The organism is Saccharopolyspora rectivirgula DSM 43747 (genome assembly GCF_000497205.1).
In the GTDB taxonomy this organism is placed as follows: Bacteria; Actinomycetota; Actinomycetes; order Mycobacteriales; family Pseudonocardiaceae; genus Saccharopolyspora; species Saccharopolyspora rectivirgula.
Window position 1 is genome coordinate 1 of the sequence record NZ_AYJW01000075.1, and the last position, 16,733, is coordinate 16,733.

14 protein-coding genes and 1 tRNA gene are annotated in these 16,733 nt (G+C 70.8%); 7 read left to right on the forward strand and 8 right to left on the reverse strand.

All coding sequences use genetic code 11. From position 1 onward, the window contains the following. The first annotated feature begins 205 nt into the window (after positions 1-205). Positions 206-2,014 carry a gamma-glutamyltransferase family protein gene (locus tag SREC43747_RS0116735; protein ID WP_029722479.1) on the forward strand — a complete coding sequence of 603 codons (1,809 nt, stop codon included), beginning with the start codon at positions 206-208 and terminating at the stop codon, positions 2,012-2,014. Between the two features lie 231 nt (positions 2,015-2,245). Here the strand turns inward: SREC43747_RS0116735 and SREC43747_RS0116740 are convergent, their stop codons facing one another. The 4 genes from SREC43747_RS0116740 to SREC43747_RS21555 form a co-directional block, all read right to left on the reverse strand. Beyond that, complete coding sequence (locus tag SREC43747_RS0116740; RefSeq protein WP_236623241.1) at positions 2,246-3,262, reverse strand: DMT family transporter; 1,017 nt, start codon at positions 3,260-3,262, stop codon at positions 2,246-2,248. A 92-nt stretch (positions 3,263-3,354) separates the two neighbouring features. Beyond that, a complete protein-coding gene (locus SREC43747_RS0116745; protein WP_029722482.1) occupies positions 3,355-4,017 on the reverse strand; it encodes a response regulator transcription factor in 663 nt (220 codons plus the stop codon). Then, positions 4,014-5,510, reverse strand: a complete 1,497-nt coding sequence (locus SREC43747_RS0116750; protein ID WP_081722654.1) for a sensor histidine kinase — start codon at positions 5,508-5,510, stop codon at positions 4,014-4,016. Before SREC43747_RS0116750 ends, SREC43747_RS0116745 begins: the two co-directional genes overlap by 4 nt. After that, the gene (locus SREC43747_RS21555) at positions 5,476-5,760 is read right to left on the reverse strand and encodes a hypothetical protein (RefSeq protein ID WP_029722485.1); all 285 of its coding nucleotides are present in this window, start codon (positions 5,758-5,760) and stop codon (positions 5,476-5,478) included. Before SREC43747_RS21555 ends, SREC43747_RS0116750 begins: the two co-directional genes overlap by 35 nt. Positions 5,761-5,935: 175 nt before the next feature. Between SREC43747_RS21555 and SREC43747_RS0116760 the strand changes: the two genes are divergently transcribed. Continuing rightward, a complete protein-coding gene (locus SREC43747_RS0116760; protein ID WP_029722486.1) occupies positions 5,936-9,175 on the forward strand; it encodes a glycosyltransferase in 3,240 nt (1,079 codons plus the stop codon). A gap of 57 nt (positions 9,176-9,232) precedes the next feature. On the opposite strand, the gene SREC43747_RS0116765 is transcribed toward SREC43747_RS0116760, so the two are convergent. Then, complete coding sequence (locus tag SREC43747_RS0116765; RefSeq protein ID WP_029722487.1) at positions 9,233-10,345, reverse strand: SHOCT domain-containing protein; 1,113 nt, start codon at positions 10,343-10,345, stop codon at positions 9,233-9,235. Positions 10,346-10,562: 217 nt separating this feature from the next. Between SREC43747_RS0116765 and SREC43747_RS0116770 the strand changes: the two genes are divergently transcribed. Both SREC43747_RS0116770 and msrA read left to right on the forward strand, forming a co-directional pair. Beyond that, positions 10,563-12,095 (forward strand): acyltransferase family protein, encoded by a 1,533-nt coding sequence (locus tag SREC43747_RS0116770; RefSeq protein WP_029722489.1) that lies wholly within the window; start codon positions 10,563-10,565, stop codon positions 12,093-12,095. An 18-nt stretch (positions 12,096-12,113) separates the two neighbouring features. Further along, on the forward strand, positions 12,114-12,779 hold the full coding sequence (gene msrA, locus SREC43747_RS0116775) for a peptide-methionine (S)-S-oxide reductase MsrA (protein ID WP_029722490.1): 666 nt from the start codon (positions 12,114-12,116) through the stop codon (positions 12,777-12,779). 261 nt (positions 12,780-13,040) lie between these two features. Here the strand turns inward: msrA and SREC43747_RS0116785 are convergent, their stop codons facing one another. Next, a complete protein-coding gene (locus tag SREC43747_RS0116785) occupies positions 13,041-13,883 on the reverse strand; it encodes a dihydrofolate reductase family protein (RefSeq protein WP_236623242.1) in 843 nt (280 codons plus the stop codon). A gap of 216 nt (positions 13,884-14,099) precedes the next feature. On the opposite strand from SREC43747_RS0116785, the gene SREC43747_RS0116790 reads away from it, so the two are divergent. Further along, entirely contained in the window at positions 14,100-14,312 is a 213-nt protein-coding gene (locus SREC43747_RS0116790) for a dodecin (protein ID WP_029722492.1), read from the forward strand. A gap of 51 nt (positions 14,313-14,363) precedes the next feature. Here SREC43747_RS0116790 and SREC43747_RS0116795 read toward each other — a convergent pair. Further along, a tRNA-Gly gene (locus SREC43747_RS0116795) sits at positions 14,364-14,436 on the reverse strand. A gap of 73 nt (positions 14,437-14,509) precedes the next feature. Further along, a complete protein-coding gene (locus tag SREC43747_RS0116800) occupies positions 14,510-14,989 on the reverse strand; it encodes a PPOX class F420-dependent oxidoreductase (RefSeq protein WP_236623243.1) in 480 nt (159 codons plus the stop codon). A gap of 251 nt (positions 14,990-15,240) precedes the next feature. Between SREC43747_RS0116800 and SREC43747_RS0116805 the strand changes: the two genes are divergently transcribed. Beyond that, positions 15,241-15,675 carry a hypothetical protein gene (locus SREC43747_RS0116805; protein ID WP_029722494.1) on the forward strand — a complete coding sequence of 145 codons (435 nt, stop codon included), beginning with the start codon at positions 15,241-15,243 and terminating at the stop codon, positions 15,673-15,675. Positions 15,676-15,845: 170 nt separating this feature from the next. Further along, the coding region (locus tag SREC43747_RS0116810) for a GAF domain-containing sensor histidine kinase (protein ID WP_029722495.1) at positions 15,846-16,733 on the forward strand (888 nt) is incomplete at its 3' end.

Consider the following 16,733-nt stretch of genomic DNA (forward strand, 5'->3'; position numbering starts at 1 on the left):
GATGGCCCAGCCGGTGGTGGTCGACGGGCGCAACCTGCTGGATCCGGACACGCTGCGCCGCGCCGGCCTGACCTGGCACGGCATCGGACGCAGCCCCGTGCACCCGGACGACCAGCCGTCCGCCTGACCGCTGCCCGCAGCGCGAGGCGATTTCCGGCTCGCCGCAGGCATGTTCATCGCGGCTCGGTGAATCTAGAGTGGGCGGGTGTTTACCACTCGCCCGGAACTCGCTGGTACGCAGGGAATGGTCGCCTCCACCCACTGGCTCGCTTCCGCGGCCGGAATGGCGGTGCTGGAGGACGGCGGCAACGCCTTCGACGCGGCGGTGGCCGCCGGGTTCGTGCTCCAAGTCGTGGAACCGCACTTGAACGGCCCCGGTGGGGAAGTGCCGGTGCTCTTCGCGACCGGGCACGATCCGCGTCCTCGCGCGCTGTGCGGTCAGGGGCCGGTTCCCGCCGGTGCCACCATCGCCCACTACCGGGACGAACTGGGCTTGCAGCTGGTGCCGGGCACCGGGTTCTTGGCCGCCACGGTTCCCGGTGCTTGGGACGCTTGGCTGCTGCTGCTGCGGGACTACGGCACCAAACCGCTGCGCGAGGTGCTCAAGTACGCCATCGGCTACGCCCGCGACGGATACCCGGTGGTCGAGCGCTTGCACAGCACGATCGACACCGTCAGCGAGCACTTCCGCCAGCACTGGCCGACTTCCGCGCAGGTGTGGCTGGTCGACGGGAAGGCCCCGGAACCGGGCACCTTGCTGCGCAACCCCGTGCTGGCCGACACCTGGGAGCGGTTGCTCGCCGAGGCCGAAGCCGCGGGTGCCGGTCGGGAGGCGCAGATCGACGCGGCCCGCCGGGCCTGGTCGCAGGGGTTCGTGGCGGAAGCGATCGAGAACTTCGTCAAGCAGCCGCACCGGGACAGCACGGGGCACTTGCGCACCGGCGTGCTCACCGGTCAGGACATCGCCGAGTACGAGGCCAGCTACGAGGAGCCGTGCCTCACCGACCTGCCCGGCGGTTGGTCGTTGGCCAAGTTCGGGATCTGGACCCAGGGCCCGGCGCTGGCCCAGCAGCTGCGCCTGCTGGAGGGCTGCGCCGACCAGATCCGCTACGTCGACGGGGTCGCCACCGCTGACACGGTGCACGTCGCGGTGGAAGCGGCCAAGCTCGCCTTCGCCGACCGGGAGGCCTGGTACGGCGACTCGGCAGACCGAGCGGTGCTCGACGACCTGCTCTCGCGGGAGTACGCGGCGGCCCGGCGCGAGCTCATCGGGGACGAGGCGTCCCTGGAGCTCCGGCCCGGCAATCCGGGTGGGCGCGCACCGGTGCTGCCCGAGCACGTCGCCGGCGGGCACGGGGCTTTCGGCCCCAAGGACCCCAGCGGTGTGGGCATCGGGGAGCCGACCGTTTCCCCGAACGGGGAGAGCAAGGGCGACACGGTCCACCTGGACGTGGTGGACCGCTGGGGGAACATCGTGTCGGCCACCCCGTCCGGTGGTTGGCTGCAGTCCTCGCCGGTCATCCCGGAGCTCGGTTTCTGCCTCAACAGCAGGGCGCAGATGTTCTGGCTGGACGAGGGGCTGCCGAACTCGCTGACCCCGGGCAAGCGCCCGCGGATCACCCTGAGCCCGTCCCTGGGGTTGCGGGACGGGGTGCCGGTGCTGGCGTTCGGCACTCCGGGCGGCGATCAGCAGGACCAGTGGCAGTTGTGCTTCTGGCTCGCCCATGTCCACGGTGGACTCAACTTGCAGGCGGCGATCGACTCGCCGGCCTGGCACACCGGGGCTTTCCCCGGCTCGTTCTACCCACGCAGCTGGGAGCCGGGGCTGCTGGTGGCCGAATCGCGGTTGGGCGAGAAGACGTTGGCCGAGCTCCAGCGCCGCGGGCACGACGTGCAGGACGCCGGCCCGTGGGCGCTCGGCCGCTTGTCGGCGGTTTCGCGCGACCCGGAGACGGGGGTGCTGCGCGCGGCGGCCAATCCGCGCGGCGCACAGGGCTACGCGGTCGGGCGCTGAGCGGTTCCCGGTCGCTCGCCGTGCCGCCGCGGCGGGTGTCGAGCGGCTCGGTCCGCGAACGCCTCACGGGGGTGGTCTGCGGTGGTGCGCCCTCCGCAGACCACCCGTCCGGGGAAAATTACACCGATGTTGTCCACACCCTGTGGATAACTCGTATTCACATGCTCTGAGCTGCGAAAACAACAAGTTGTCCAGATGCTTGTTCACAGTTTCAGGCCGAGTTATCCACAGTTATCCACAGCTATCCACAGGTCGGTTTCCGGTGCTTGTGAGCAACAGTCCGGCCGCGATCAGGGCCATCCCGAACCAGGACTGCGCGCCCAGGCGCTCCCCCACGACCACCACGCTGAGCACCGCGGCGACCACCGGCTCCAGCAGGGTCAGCGTCGTCGCCGCGCTCGCCGGAACCCTGCGCAGCCCGGCGCCGAACAGCACGTAGGCCAGGCACATCGGGACCACCGCGAGGTACCCGCAGACCAGCAGGCCGGCCGGGGAAGCCAGCAGCGGGCCACCGGTCAGCAGCAGCACCGGCAGCAGCCCCAGCGCGCCCAGCCCGAAGACCGCCCCCATGACCGCGCGCGAGCTGTGGCCAGCCCGCATCACCTTCCCGGCCGCCCACGAGTAACCGCTGTAGGAGGCACCGGCCAGCAACCCCAGCAGCGAGCCCAGCGCGGTGTCGGAACCGGTCCCGACCGGTGAGCTCCCGGTGGTCAGCAGCACACCACCGCTCACCGCGAGCGCTGCGGCCGCTCCCCAGCGCAAGTCCAAGGCGGTCCCGTCGGCGACCCGCTCCAGCAGGGCGGCGAAGACCGGGGCGGAGCCCAACGTCACCACCGTGCCGATCGCCACCCCGGCCAGCGCCATCGACGAGTAGAACGCCAGCGGGTACACCACGACCGCGGCCGCCCCGCTCAGCAGCAGCCACCGGGGTGCGGTGCGCAGCACGGCCACCGCCGGTCGGCCGGCCACGGCGAACAGCAGCAGCCCGCCCAGGCCCATCGTGGCCGCCCCGATGGCCAGGGGACTGGCCTCTTCCGGCGCGAACGAGGCCGCGGTGCCGGTGGTGCCCCACAGCGCGGCGGCCAGCAGCACCGGCAGCGGTCCGGAGACGAACCGGCGCGCCCCCGCACCGGGGACGAGGTCAGCGGTTCCCGCTGCCACGGCGGGTGCTTCCGGTCCGGGAAGGGCCTTCTTCCAGGAAGGGGTCGCTGCGCTCGGGGTGCAGCGGCAGTACCGGCGGGAACTCACGGGATCACTCTACTGGCGGACCCGGTGGGGCGGTGCCGTGAAGGGCGCTTCCCCCGCCGAACGCGGCGGAGGAGCCGCCGCCCACCGAGCGGTCAGTCGCCCAGCCGGTAGCCCATGCCCCGCACGGTCCGGATGCGCTGGGAACCGATCTTGCGCCGCAGCGCGCGGACGTACACGTCGACCACGTTGGACCCGGGGTCGAAGTCGTACCCCCACACGTGGGAGAGGATCTGCTCGCGGGACAGCACTTGCCCGCTGTGCCGCATGAACAGCTCGAGCATGGCGAACTCCCGGGCGGTGAGGTCGACGGTGCCGTCGGGGACCTGCGCCCGCCGGGTGCGCAGGTCCAGCGAGAGGTCGCCGGAGCGCAGCACCGTCACCTCCGGTGCCCGGTCCGCCGAGCGGAGCCGCAGCCGCACCCTGGCCAGCAGTTCCTCGAACCGGAACGGCTTGGTCATGTAGTCGTCGGCGCCGCCTTCCAGGCCGGCCACCGTGTCGTGCACCGAGTCCCGCGCGGTCAGGATGATCACCGGCATGGTCACGTGCTGGGAGCGGACCGCGTGCAGCACGGAGAACCCGTCCTTGCCGGGCAGCCCCAGGTCCAGGACGGCCAGGTCGAAGTCCCCGGTCAGCAGGTAGTCCTGGGCGGTGTCCCCATCGGTCACCACGGTGGTGGCGAACCCGTTGGCGCGCAGCCCTTTCTCGATGAACGCAGCGATGCGCTGCTCGTCCTCCACGATCAGGATCTTGCTCATGCGGGAATCTCCATCGGGGTCGTGCGCAGCAGCACCGGAAGTTCCAGGAGGAAGGTGGCGCCGTTGCCCGGCTCGGACTCCACCCGCACCCGGCCGCCGTGCGCTTCGGCGATGGCCTTGACGATCGCCAGTCCGAGTCCGGCACCGCCCTTGCCGTGGCTGCTGCCGTGGGTGAACCGGTTGAAGATCTTCTCCACTTCGGACGGATCGACGCCCGGGCCGCGGTCGGCCACCCACAGCACCGCGGTGCTGCCGCGGACCTCCGAGCCCACCCGGATTTCCGAGCCCGGCCCGGTGTGCTGCACCGCGTTCTGCGCCAGCTGCACCATGGCCTGGGTGATCCGCTGCTGGTCGACCAGCACGTCACCGTCGCCGATGTCGTCCAGGATCCACCGGCGGTCGGCCAGGGAGCGCACTTTCGCCTCGATGTCGCTGGTCAGCTCCGCGAGGGAGACGGGTTCCGGGGTGACGAAGTCGGGTCGGTCCGCTTTGGCCAGCATCAGCAGGTCTTCGACGATGCGGGTCATCCGGTCCAGTTCGTCGGTGCACAGCCGGACCACTTCCTCCCGCTCGGCGGGGTCGTCGCCGAGGAGTTCCAGGTTGCCGCGCACGATGGTGATCGGGGTGCGCAGCTCGTGGCTGGCGTCGTCGATGAACTGCCGCTGGGTGCGGAAGGCCTCTTCCAGCCGGTCCAGCATCGCGTTGAACTGGTCGGCCAGCGCGGCGATGTCGTCCCGGCCTTCCACCGGGATGCGCCGGGTGAGGTCGCGTTCGCTGATCTCGGCCGCGGTCAACCGGACCTGGCGCACCGGGGCCAGGATCAGTCCCGCGACGACCCAGGACAGCACCGCGGCCAGCAGCACGCCGATCGCGCTGACCACCACCAGGAGGGTGACGGTGCGGCTGACTTCGGCCGCGGCCTCGGCGGTGAAGTGCATGGTGATGAACCAGGCCCGGGTGCCGTGGGGGAAGCCGGCTTCCACCTTCAACCAGCGCATCGGGCCGGCGGCGGTGTCCACCTGCCCGTGCGTCTCGGGGGCGTTGACGATGCGGTCCAGCAGCTGCGGGTCGCGGGCGATCCGCTCCAGGTCGTCGTCCTGGGTCTGGGACACCGGCATGCTCAGCCCGGTCGGTCCTCGCCACACCCCGACCAGCGCTTCGCTGGGGTCCGGGTACTGGCGTTCCAGGTGCGTGCGGAACAGCAGGCCCGGGTCGGTGATCAGCTGGTTGGTGCGGGGGTCCCGGCCCTTCTGGGCGAACGCGGCGAACTCGGCGGCTTCCTGCTCCAGCGACGTGGTGACCTGGTTCTGCATGTCGTTGACCAGGAAGTTCCGCACGAGCAGCACGGTGGCCAGCAGGATCACCACCAGGAACAGCAGCATCCACACCATGATCTGGGCGCGGGCCGGGATGCGCGTTCCGTGGCGGCGGGGAGCTGGTCGTTCCGCTCCGGTGGACTCAGTCGTCGTCTTCGTCGTCGTGGTCGTCGTCATCGTCGTCGTCTTCGTCGTCCTCGACCGGAGGCGGCGGGGGCAGTTCGGCGGGCAGGGAGGTCTCCGGGGGCGGCATCGGGGTGGTCGAGCCGGTTTCCGGCGGGTTCGGGTCGGGTGAGCTGCCGATCTCCACGGTGACCGGAACTTGCGGTTCGCGCGGCGTGGTGCCGGCGGAGAAGCTGATCAGGACGACCGCTATCGGCAGCGCGAGGGCAGCCAGCAGCAGCACCGTCTTCGGGACCGACCTCATGGTCGTACCTTCGCACCCGAAGCTGCGGGGAAGGTGAAACGGAGATGAAGGAAATTTCATCTTCGGGCGGCCCGGAGATAACGACTCGTGCCCGGTTCTCCGGTCCCCGTGATCGGAGCGGAGGTGGGGAGCTAGCCTTCGATGGAACTTTCGATGCTGGTCAAGAGGACTGTCGATGAGTGAAGAAGCCCCTCGGCTGATCGGCTGGACCGGGGAACGCTGCGTGCCGTGGACCGACGACGTCCAGGTCATCTACGAGCACTACCACCGCTACGCCATCGCCGCCCGGTTCGTGCGCGGCAAACGGGTGCTCGACCTGGCCTGCGGCGAGGGGTACGGCACCGCGCTGCTGGCCGCGCACGCGGCCGAGGTGGTGGGGGTCGACATCGACCAGACCACCGTCGAGCACGCCCGGCAGAACTACCCGCAGGCGGTGTTCCGCACCGGCTCCATCACCGACCCGGAGCTGCTGGCCGGCGAGGAGCCGTTCGACGTCGTGGTGTGCTTCGAGGCCATCGAGCACGTCGAGGACCACGACGCGGTGCTGCAGCTGGCCCGCCAGCGGCTGGCCCCCGGCGGTCTGCTGCTGATCAGCACCCCCGACACCCGGGTCTACTCGGGGGAGCACGGCAACGACAACCCGTACCACGTCAGGGAGCTGACCGGCGAGGAGTTCCAGCAGCTGCTGGAGGGCTCCTTCCGGTACGTGGCGCTGCTGAAGCAGAACGTGGCCGTCGGGTCGCTGGCGGTGCCGGCCGAGCCCGGCGACCCGGACACCGTGATCGAAGGGGTGCGGCTGGAGAGCTTGCGCGGCGGCTCCGGCGAGTGGCGGGTGGAGCCCGGCGTGCCGCACACCTACCTGTTCGGGATCGCCTCGGACCGGCCGCTGCCGAAGCTGCCGGGGGCGGCGGTCCTGCTGGACCCGGAACTGACCTTGGTGCGCAGCGGCGGCGACTTGGGCCCGGTGATCGAGCAGCGGGACGCCGCGGTCGCCGACGTCGCCCGGCTCAACGAGCTCTACCAGCGCAGCCGCGAGGAGGCCGAAGAGCTCAAGGGCACCATCGGCCACCTGGAAGAGCTGCGCAAGCAGCAGGAGGAGCGCCTCCGGGAGCAGGACCAGCTGCGCGCCGAGCTCGCCCGGCTGCGGGAGGAGCTGGGGGCGCGGCAGCGGGACGTGGAACGGGACGCGGCGCGCATCGAGTGGTTGAAGGACACGGTGGCCCGGCTGGAGGGCCGGCTGGCCGACGCGGAGCGGCGGACCGAGCAGCTGGCGGCCCGCAACGCCGAGCTGGAGGAGCAGAACTCCGCCCTGGTGCAGCGCGCGGTGACCAAGTACCGGCAGGTCATCGAACGCGTGGCGCCGCGGGGCACCACGCGCCGGGACCTCTACGAGATCGCCCTGGGGCGGGAGCCGGGGATCCCGGCGGAGCCGAAGGCCGAACCGGAGACCGGGCCGCTGCCCGTGCCGCGCAGCGATGAGCCGCTGGTCAGCGTGATCGTCCCGGTGCACGGCAAGTGGCCGTACACCCGGCAGTGCTTGCGCTTCCTGGGCGGGCACCTGGTGTCGGTGCCGTTCGAGGTGATCGTGGTGGACGACGCGTCCCCGGACGACAGCGCGGAGAAGCTGGCCGCGTGCGAGGGCGTCCGGCTGGTGCGCACCGAGCGCAACCTCGGGTTCGTCGGGGCCTGCAACCTCGGGGCGGAGCACGCCAAGGGCGAGTACTTGTTCTTCCTCAACAACGACGCCGAGGTCACCGAGTCCTGGTTGGACATCCTGGTGGACACGATGCGCTCGGACGAGCGGATCGGCCTGGTGGGGGCCAAGCTGGTCTACCCGGACGGCCGGCTGCAGGAGTGCGGCGGGATCGTGTGGTCGGACGGCAGCGGCTGGAACTACGGCCGCAACAGCGATCCCGGTGGTGCGGAGTTCAACGTGCTCCGGGACGTCGACTACTGCTCGGGCGCGGCGATCCTGGTCCGGGCCGACGTGTTCCGGCAGGTGGGTGGTTTCGACACCCGCTACGCCCCGGCCTACTACGAGGACACCGACCTGGCGTTCGCGATCCGGGCGGCCGGCTACCGCACCGTGGTGCAGCCGAAGGCCGTGGTGGTGCACCACGAGGGCGTGTCCAACGGCACCGACCTGAGCACCGGGGTGAAGAAGCACCAGGAGCTCAACCGCCAGGTGTTCGTGGAGAAGTGGAAGGACACGCTGCAGGCCGAGCACCTGCCGAAGGCGTCGCCGACCAACCTGTGGTTGGCCCGGCAGCGCGGCACCCGCGGCCACCACGGTCCGCTGGTGCTGGTCAAGGACCACCAGGTGCCGCGGCCGGACTTCGACTCCGGTTCGGTGCGGTTGCGCCGGATCCTCGAGCAGCTGGTCGACCTCGGCTGCCGGGTGGTGTTCTTCCCGGCCAACCACGCCGCCCTGCAGCCCTACACCACCGAGCTGCAGCAGCTGGGGATCACCGTGCTGCCGGAGCCGGAGCTGCAGCAGGCCTTCCTGCACGAGGCGGGGCGGGAGATCTCGCTGGCCGTGCTGTCCCGGCCGCAGGTGGCGTGGAGCCTGGTGGAGGAGCTGCGCACCTGCGCGCCGCAGGCGGTGATCGCCTACGACACGGTGGACGTGCACTTCTTGCGGTTGGAGCGGCAAGCGGAGGTGGCCGAGCAGCAGGGCAACGCCGAGGAGGCCGCTGCGCTGCGCCGCAAGGCCTTCGCCTCCCGCCAGCTGGAGCTCGGGCTGGCCCGCTCCTGCGACGTCACCTTGGTGGTGTCCGAGGCGGAGCAGCAGCTGCTGCGGGAGCTGGTGCCGGAGGCCGACGTCCGGGTGCTGTCCAACGTGCACCACGTGGACGAGGGTTCGGCGCACCCGGAGGGCCGGGAGGACGTGCTGTTCGTGGGCGGTTTCGACCACCCGCCGAACGTGGACGCGGCCTGCTGGGCGGCCCGGGAGATCATGCCGCTGGTGCGGAAGGAGCACCCGGACGCGGTGCTGCACGTCGTGGGCAGCAACCCGACCGACGAGGTCCGGGCGCTGGACGGCCCCGGTGTTCGGGTCCACGGCTGGGTGCAGGACCTGGACCCGTTGTACGCCGGTGCGCGGGTGACGATCGCGCCGCTGCGGTTCGGCGCCGGGGTCAAGGGCAAGGTCGGGGAGAGCCTCGGCAAGGGGGTGCCGGTGGTGGGCACGTCGGTCGCCGTGGAGGGCATGTGGCTGGAGCCCGGGACGGACGTGCTGGTCGCCGACGGCACCGAGGACTTCGCGGCCGCGATCGGTGAGCTGCTCGCCGACGACGCGAAGTGGCGGGAGCTGTCCAAGGCGGGCCGGTCCGCGATCCAGGCCCAGTTCGGCCCCGAGGCCTGCCGGAAGGCGCTGCGCGGACTGCTGAGCACCGCGGGCGTGGAGCTGCGCTGAGGGAACGAGGAGGGGCGGGGAAGTGCTCCCCGCCCCTCCTCGTTGCGACCGGTCGGTTCACTCGCGCACGGTCGGCGGCAAGTGCTCGAGCTGGTTGTCCAGCACCGTCTGGAATTCCTGCTGGACGGCCTGCTGCTGCCCCTCCGGGCCGCTGACGTCGATGATCACCGCCCACGAGTGCGCGGTGTAGGCGGTGCGGAAGGTGCTTCCGGCGTTGACCACCTTGACGCCCTGGTAGGAGAGGTCCTCCACCTCGGAGAGCCCCTGCTGGGCGTCCAGGTACTCCCGCACCACGCTGCTGGCGGTGCTCTCGTCCGGCAGCTGCAGGGCCAGCACCGTGATCTTGGGGGTGCCTTCGGTGCCGAGGAAGTGGCCGTCGATCAGGCCGCTCTGGATCGCGAAGTCCCGCACCTGCTGCGGCTGCAGCAGGCCACCTCGAGCGCCCTGCAGGGCGGGCACGTCCAGCGCGCCGTTCCACGGGTGCGGTGTTCCGGAGATCGGGGCCAGCGCCTGCTCGGAGTTGGCCGGCGGGGCCTTGGGGGCCGGTGGTTCCGGGAGCGAGCTGGTCTCCGTCGGCTGCGCCTGCTGCGAGCTCTCCTGGGCCTGCGTGTCGCTGCCGTCGGAGGAGGTGAAGAAGAAGATCCCGGCGACGACCGCGACGACCACCAGGACAGCGCCGATCGAGATGCCGGCGATGAGCTTGCCCTTCCCGGACTTGCCGGCGTCGTCGAACACTTCCGGGCCCTGCCGCAGCCAGCTGGTGTCCCCGTGCTGGATGTTCGGTTCCTGCTCGGTGCCCGGGGTGGGCCAGGCGGCCTGGTTCCACTGCTGCGGCTGCTGGGGCCACGGGGGTTGGTTCACCATCTGGGTGGGTTCGGCCCCGGTGCCCTGCGGTGGCCCGGCTTGCTGCTGGGCCTGCGCCGCGGCTTCTCCCCAGGAGAAGGCGGGCGGGAACGGGTCCTGCTGCTGTGCGAAACCCCCGGAGGGGGTGCCCGGCTGCGCGAAGCCACCGGAAGGGGTGTTCGGCTGTGCGAACCCCCCGGAGTTCGGTCCGTTCGGACCTCCTCCCTGGGACAGCAGAGCGTCTCGCCGTTGGCGGTACTCCTCGGCGGAAATCCGTCCCGCCGCGAGCTCGGCGTCGAGATGTTGCAGCTCGTCTTGCCAGGTCACCGAAATGAGCCCTTTCCGGATTGCGTGACCGCCCCCGAGAAATGCGATCAGAAGCCATTCTGCACTCCGGAGAGCGCTGCGGATGCACCGGCCGGGTAACGATACGAACGCTGCCGGGTGTTTTTGGGTAACTGTCCGGTAGCGCACCCACCAACGGCGCAGGCGGGATACGCTAACCCGGCACCTGCTGGGGTACGGGGTTTGTGACTGCGGGGTGATGTGCGTGGGGGACTCGCGGGTCGTCCACGCGCACCCGGAGTGGTTCGCCGAACCCAACCACGGTTTCGCCTGGTTGCGCATGATCGGCGCCATCCTGGTGATCTACGGGCACTGCTCCCCCCTGGTCGGCACCGGGGAGCTCTTCCCGCCGGAGTGGCCGATCCAGCCGGACGAGGGCGTGCTCATGGGCTTCTTCGCCATGAGCGGTTTCCAGATCACCGAGAGCTGGGTGCGGGACCCCCACCCGCTGCGGTTCGCGGTGAAGCGGGTGCTGCGGTTGTGGCCGCCGATGCTGACCGTGTCGGTGGTGATGGCGCTGGTCGTCGGGCCGATGGTGACGACGCTGTCGGTGGGCGAGTACTTCGCGGCCCGGGACACCTGGGGCTACATCGTCAACAACGCCGGGATGCTCACCCTGCAGCACGAGCTTCCCGGGGTGTTCACCGACAACCCGTGGCCGGACGCGGTCAACGGCTCGCTGTGGACGCTGCCGATGGAGCTGCTGGCCTACGGGGGGCTCTACGCCCTGCTGCTGCTCGGCGCGGGCGGGCGGTTCCGGTGGCTGGCGCTGGTGGCGCTGGTGGCGTTGATCGCGTGGGACCGCCGCTTGGAGGAGATCCCGGGGGCCGAGTCGGCGGGCGCGCTGCTGAGCGTGCCGGTCGAGTCGCTGGTGGCGTTCCTGGTGGCGTTCGCGATCGGGGTGGTGGTCAACCTCTACCGGGTGCCGCTGTCCCCGCTGGCGGCCGCCACCGGGCTGGCGGTGCTGGCCGTGATGCCCAACAGCATCACCGGTTCGTTCTGGATGACGCTGTCGGTGAGCTACGCGGTGGTCGTCGCCGGGCACTTCTGGCCGGCCCGGTTGACGGTGCCGTCGGTGTGGGTCAACGGCAGCTACGGCGTGTACGTGTGGGGGTTCCCGATCCAGCAGCTGCTGGCCATGGCCGGGATCCGCAACCAGTGGCTGATGCTGGTGTGCGCGGCGCCGCTGGCCTACGCGATGGGCACGCTGTCGTGGAAGTTCATCGAGGAACCGACCATGCAGCTGCGGCACTACATCGCGCCGGGCGGGCCGAAGCGGGAGCAGCAGCCGGGCGAGGAACCGGAGCGCGCGCTGGACGAGCAGGAGGACGAGGAGCCGGAGCCGCCGGAGGAGCGGGCGGCCGCTGCGCCGGACGGGAGGCGGCGCCCGGAAGCGGGTGCGGAGGAGCAGCCCACCCGGCGCGAGGAGTGGCGGCCACCGCCGCGGCCGGCCCCGGACCCCCGCGCCGCGGCCCCGGGCGTCAACGGTGCTCGGCCACGACCGGGGCGGCCCGTGCCGCCGGGTCGGCCGCGCCGGGAGGTCGGGCCCGCGGTCCGGCCGGTGGGCGAGGACCCGGTCCTGCCCGGTCGGTTCCCACCCGGGCAGGCGCCGAAACCGCAACCGCCGGGACAGCGGGGCAGGCACGCCCGACCGGTGCCGCCGCCGACGCCGGAGGAGGAGACCACGCCGCTGCTGCGCCGGCCGTTCGTGGACGGCCCCGGCCGCGGGTGAGCCGCGTACCCTGGCGGCATGGCGCTCTTTGGGGACAGGACTCGGCAGATCACTCCGGCGGAGGCGTTGCCCGGGCGGCAGACCCCGATGCCGGTGGACCCGCAGCACGCGGTGTTCACCGACCGCAGCATCGTGCCGCCGTTCCCGGAAGGAATGGAGACCGCGGTCTTCGGCATGGGCTGCTTCTGGGGTGCGGAGCGGGTTTTCTGGCGCACCGAGGGCGTGTGGACCACCGCGGTCGGCTACGCCGGCGGGTACACGCCCAACCCGACCTACGAGGAGGTCTGCTCCGGTCTCACCGGGCACGCCGAAGTGGTGCTGGTGGTGTTCGACCCGGCGAAGACCAGCTACGACCAGCTGTTGAAGGTGTTCTGGGAGAACCACGACCCGACGCAGGGGATGCGCCAGGGCAACGACATCGGCACCCAGTACCGGTCGGCGGTCTACTGCACCAGCGAGCAGCAGCAGGAGCAGGCCGAGTTGAGCCGGGACAGCTACCAGCAGGCGCTGTCGGCCGCGGGCTACGGGCCCATCACCACCGAGATCGCGCCGCTGCGGGAGTTCTACTACGCCGAGACCTACCACCAGCAGTACCTGTCGGACGCCAAGAACCCGTTCGGCTACTGCGGGTTGGGCGGCACCGGGGTGTCCTGCCCGGTCGGGTTGAACGTCGAGAGCAGCTGATCCCAGCAGTTCCGGGTTTGACGCGCCCCCACCGGCTCACCGCTGCGCGCTGCGGAAGTCCTCGATGTCCGCCCGGAGCTCCGCGCCGGGCTCGTCGACGGCTGCGATGATGCGCTCCAGCTCGGCCGGGGCGCGCAGCACCGCGGCGAGCACGTCCCCTCGTGGAGGTCGCCTGCCAGCAGCGGGTCCTCCTCCAGGAGCGTCAACACCCGGGGCACGAGCACCTCGAGGCCGACGTGCTGCCCCACGAGGGGGCGGAGGTCATCGGGGTGAGCGCCCCGATCGGTTCGCGCCGCAGCCGGTGGACGGTCGCCACCAGCCCGGTCGCGCCAGCCGGCGGATCTCCCCAGAGCCGCCCTCGAGCTGCTCCGACGTCCGGTCGTTGCGCACACCAGCACCGTTCGTCGTCGAGGAGCCCCTCCGCGGGGGCGGCGTTGACCAGCTGTTCCGGCTGATCAGCCCACTGTGCCGTACGTCGGTGGGCCGGTAGGTGTGGATCGCGATCCCGTTCTCGGTGGTCTTGGTGTCGATCAACCGCATCGCGGTGGGCTGCACGCCTTCCGCGAACAGCCGCCGACCGCTGCCCAGCACCACCGGGAAGACCAGCAGCCGGTGCTCGTCGACCAGCCCGTGCTGCATGAGGAACTGCACCAGGGTGGGGCTGCCGTGCACCTGCAGTTCCCCGCCCGGCCGGTCCTTCAGCTCGCGCACCGCCTCGACCGGGTCGTCGCGGATCAGCGTCGAGTTGTGCCAGTCGGCGCGTTCGAGGGTGGTGGAGACGACGTACTTCGGCAGGGCGTTGAGCTTGCTGGCGATCGGGTCGTTCTCGTCGGTCACCTGCGGCCAGTAGGAGGCGAAGATCTGGTAGGTGCGGCGGCCGAGGAGGAAGGCGCTGGCCGCGGCGAACCATTCCGCTTCGCTGCGCTGCATGCCCTCGTCGGCGTGGGGTGCGACCCAGCCGCCCTGCTGGAAGTTCCCGCTGCGGTCCTCGTCCGGGCCGCCGGGGGCCTGCACGACTCCGTCCAAGGTCAGGAGCGTGATCGCCGCCAATTCCATCCGAGCGGTCCCATCGCCGTGGCGGTCGTGGTTTGGGGTGCGTCCCATCCTCCCCGACCAAGGATGGGACGCCGGCAGCCGTACCGCACTGCCGGTTTCACCGTAAGCCGGTTGCTCCACCCGGGCTAGCTCTGCAGCGAGCAGCTGCCGCCAGCCGGTGGTGGCAGCGGTTGATAATGCCGGCTGCTTTCCGCGGTCGACCGCACTGGTCGCTGTCGGCGGCGTCGGTTTGCGGACCCGCTGGAACCCGCTGACGATGCGAGGATGAGCGAGCACGTGTACCGGGTGACCGAAGTTGTCGGAACGTCCCGAACGGGAGTGGACGATGCGGTCCGCCGCGCGATCGAGCGGGCCACGCAGACGCTGCGGCAGGTCGACTGGTTCGAGGTGACCGAGATCCGCGGGCACGTCGAGGACGGCGAGATCAGGCACTACCAGGTGGGCCTGAAGATCGGGTTCCGACTGCAGGACACCTGAGCGGTGCAAGGAGAAAGGCCCCGGCTCGTCCAGCCGGGGCCTTTCCTTCGGAGCGGATGACGGGACTCGAACCCGCGACCCTCACCTTGGCAAGGTGATGCGCTACCAACTGCGCTACATCCGCATCTGCAGTTGCCCTTCCGGGCCGTTGCTGCCACTACTCTAACGCATCGCTCAGGGCGCGTTCACGGGGGGGTCTACGGAGTCGGCGAGCCCACGGCCCGGGTGGGCGTGAGCTGCAGCAACACCCGGTGTTCGGCCCACATCGCCGCCCGGTAGGCGGCCCAGTCCGGGTGCTCCCCGGAGATGCTGCGGTAGTACTCCTCCAGCAGCGGCATCGCCTCCGGAAGCGGCACGATCCGCACCTCGCCCTCGATCTGGACCCAGTGCCCGAAGAACTGCTCGGGCAGCACGCACACCCACGCCCGCGGGTCCCGGCGCAGGTTGCGCACCTTCGCCGAGCCCGCCACGGTGCTCACGGTGACGTGCCCGGCGTTGTCGGCGGTCACCAGCACCGGGGTCATCTGCGGGGTTCCGTTGCGCCGCAGGGTCGCCAGCACGGCGCGGTGCTGGGTGCGCACGATGTCGAGGGCTTCTTCGGGGTCCATCGCTGCCTCGTCGCGGTCCGGTCGCTGGGTGCGGTGCTGGCCCGGTGCTCCGCCGGGGACCAGGAGCATGGCTGGGTTCCCGGAGGCCGCGCAACCGGGCGAGCGGGTGACGGGGCGCCGCTGGACGCGGGACCGGCGGAGCGCGTTGGAACTGCCGACTTGGCGTGGTGCCGCCCATGATCGAAAATGGTGATGCAGGTTTCACCCGCTAGGCACATGACTCACCCGGTGCCGTTGCGCCACGCTCGGTCATCGGTGTGCAGGAGAGCCGTGCGGGTGGGAGGAATCCAGAACCAGCCCGCGCGGGCGGGGAGGAAGCGATGAACCGGGTGGTGCGGGGCTCCGACGGCCGGGAGTGGACGGTCAAGGCCACTTTGGAGTGGTCCAACCCGATTTCCGCCGACGAGTTCGAGCACGACGTGACCGACGGTTCGGTGTCCGTGGTCATCATCAGCGGCGCCCTGGTGCTGCTGGCGGTGATGTTCGTGATGTGGACCCCGCCGGGGGTCATCGTCCCGCCGTGGCTGGTGCTGCTGCTGATCGCGGTCGCCCTCTTCTTCCCGGTGCGGTGGCTGCTCCGCCGGCCGTGGACGGTGACCGCGGCGACCCTCGGCGACGAGGAGAAGCAGGCGGAGACCTGGGTCGGTGTGGTGCGCGGTTTCCGCAAGGCGCACCACGAGGTGGCCGTCGTGTCGCGGCACATCGAGTTGCACGCCGAGCCGGACATGAACGGGGAGCTTCAACCGGTCGAGTGAGAAGTGCCCGGAACGCGCCACGGACAGCGGTTGCGCTGAGTGAAGAGCGACCAACTGTCGATGGTGGTCACTGCTGTTCGGCGAGCCGTAGGAGCCGCTTGCCGATGAGAACAGTGCACTGAGAGTAGCTTTCTTGATTCCGTTCGTGTTGCCCGGGAAGAATTACCGCTGTGGCGGAGCTTTTGACGGAGCGGACGGTACTCACCACGCTCGCCGCGCTCGTCGTGCTCGGCATGTTCGTGATGTTCTGCCGGGCGCGCCGGGTGAGCACTTCGATCGAGGACGCGACCCTGGCCGCGCTGCACCGGGTCACCAGCGCGGCGCCCCACCTGCGGGAGGGGTTGAACCAGGAGTCCGCGGACAAGACCGCTCCGCACCTCCGGGAGCTGCTGTCCTGCGTGGCGGTCGGCATCGTGGACGCCGACGGCACCCTGTTGAGCTGGGACGGCGAGGCCAACCACCACTACGAGGACGTCCGCCCGAAGATCGAGCAGGTGCTGCGCACCGGCAAGCGCGAGTACCTGGACCACGCCAACGTCAGCTGCGAGCAGCGCCCGTGCACGATGCGCCACGCCGTGGTGGTCCCGCTGGAGGTCGAGGACGAGGTGCGGGGCGCGCTGACGATCATCGACAACGGTGACCGCAGGCGGTTGCTGCGGGCTGCGGGGGAGGTCGCCCACCACGTCTCCACCCAACTGGAGCTGGCGGAGCTGCAGGAGTCCAAGGAACGGCTGGCGCAGGCCGAGGTGCGCGCGCTGCGGGCGCAGATCTCCCCGCACTTCATCTACAACGCGTTGAACACGATCGGTTCGCTCATCCGGACCGACCCGGAGCAGGCCCGGGAGCTGATCCAGGAGTTCGCCGACTTCACCCGCTACTCGTTCCGCGCCAACGGGTTGTACACGACGCTGGCGGACGAGATCCGCAACATCGATCGCTACCTGACCCTGGAGCGGGCCAGGTTCGGCCCGGACCGGTTGAAGGTGCAGCTGCGGATCGCGCCCGAGGTGCTGCCCGTGGTGGTGCCGTTCTTGGCGCTGCAACCGCTGGTGGAGAAC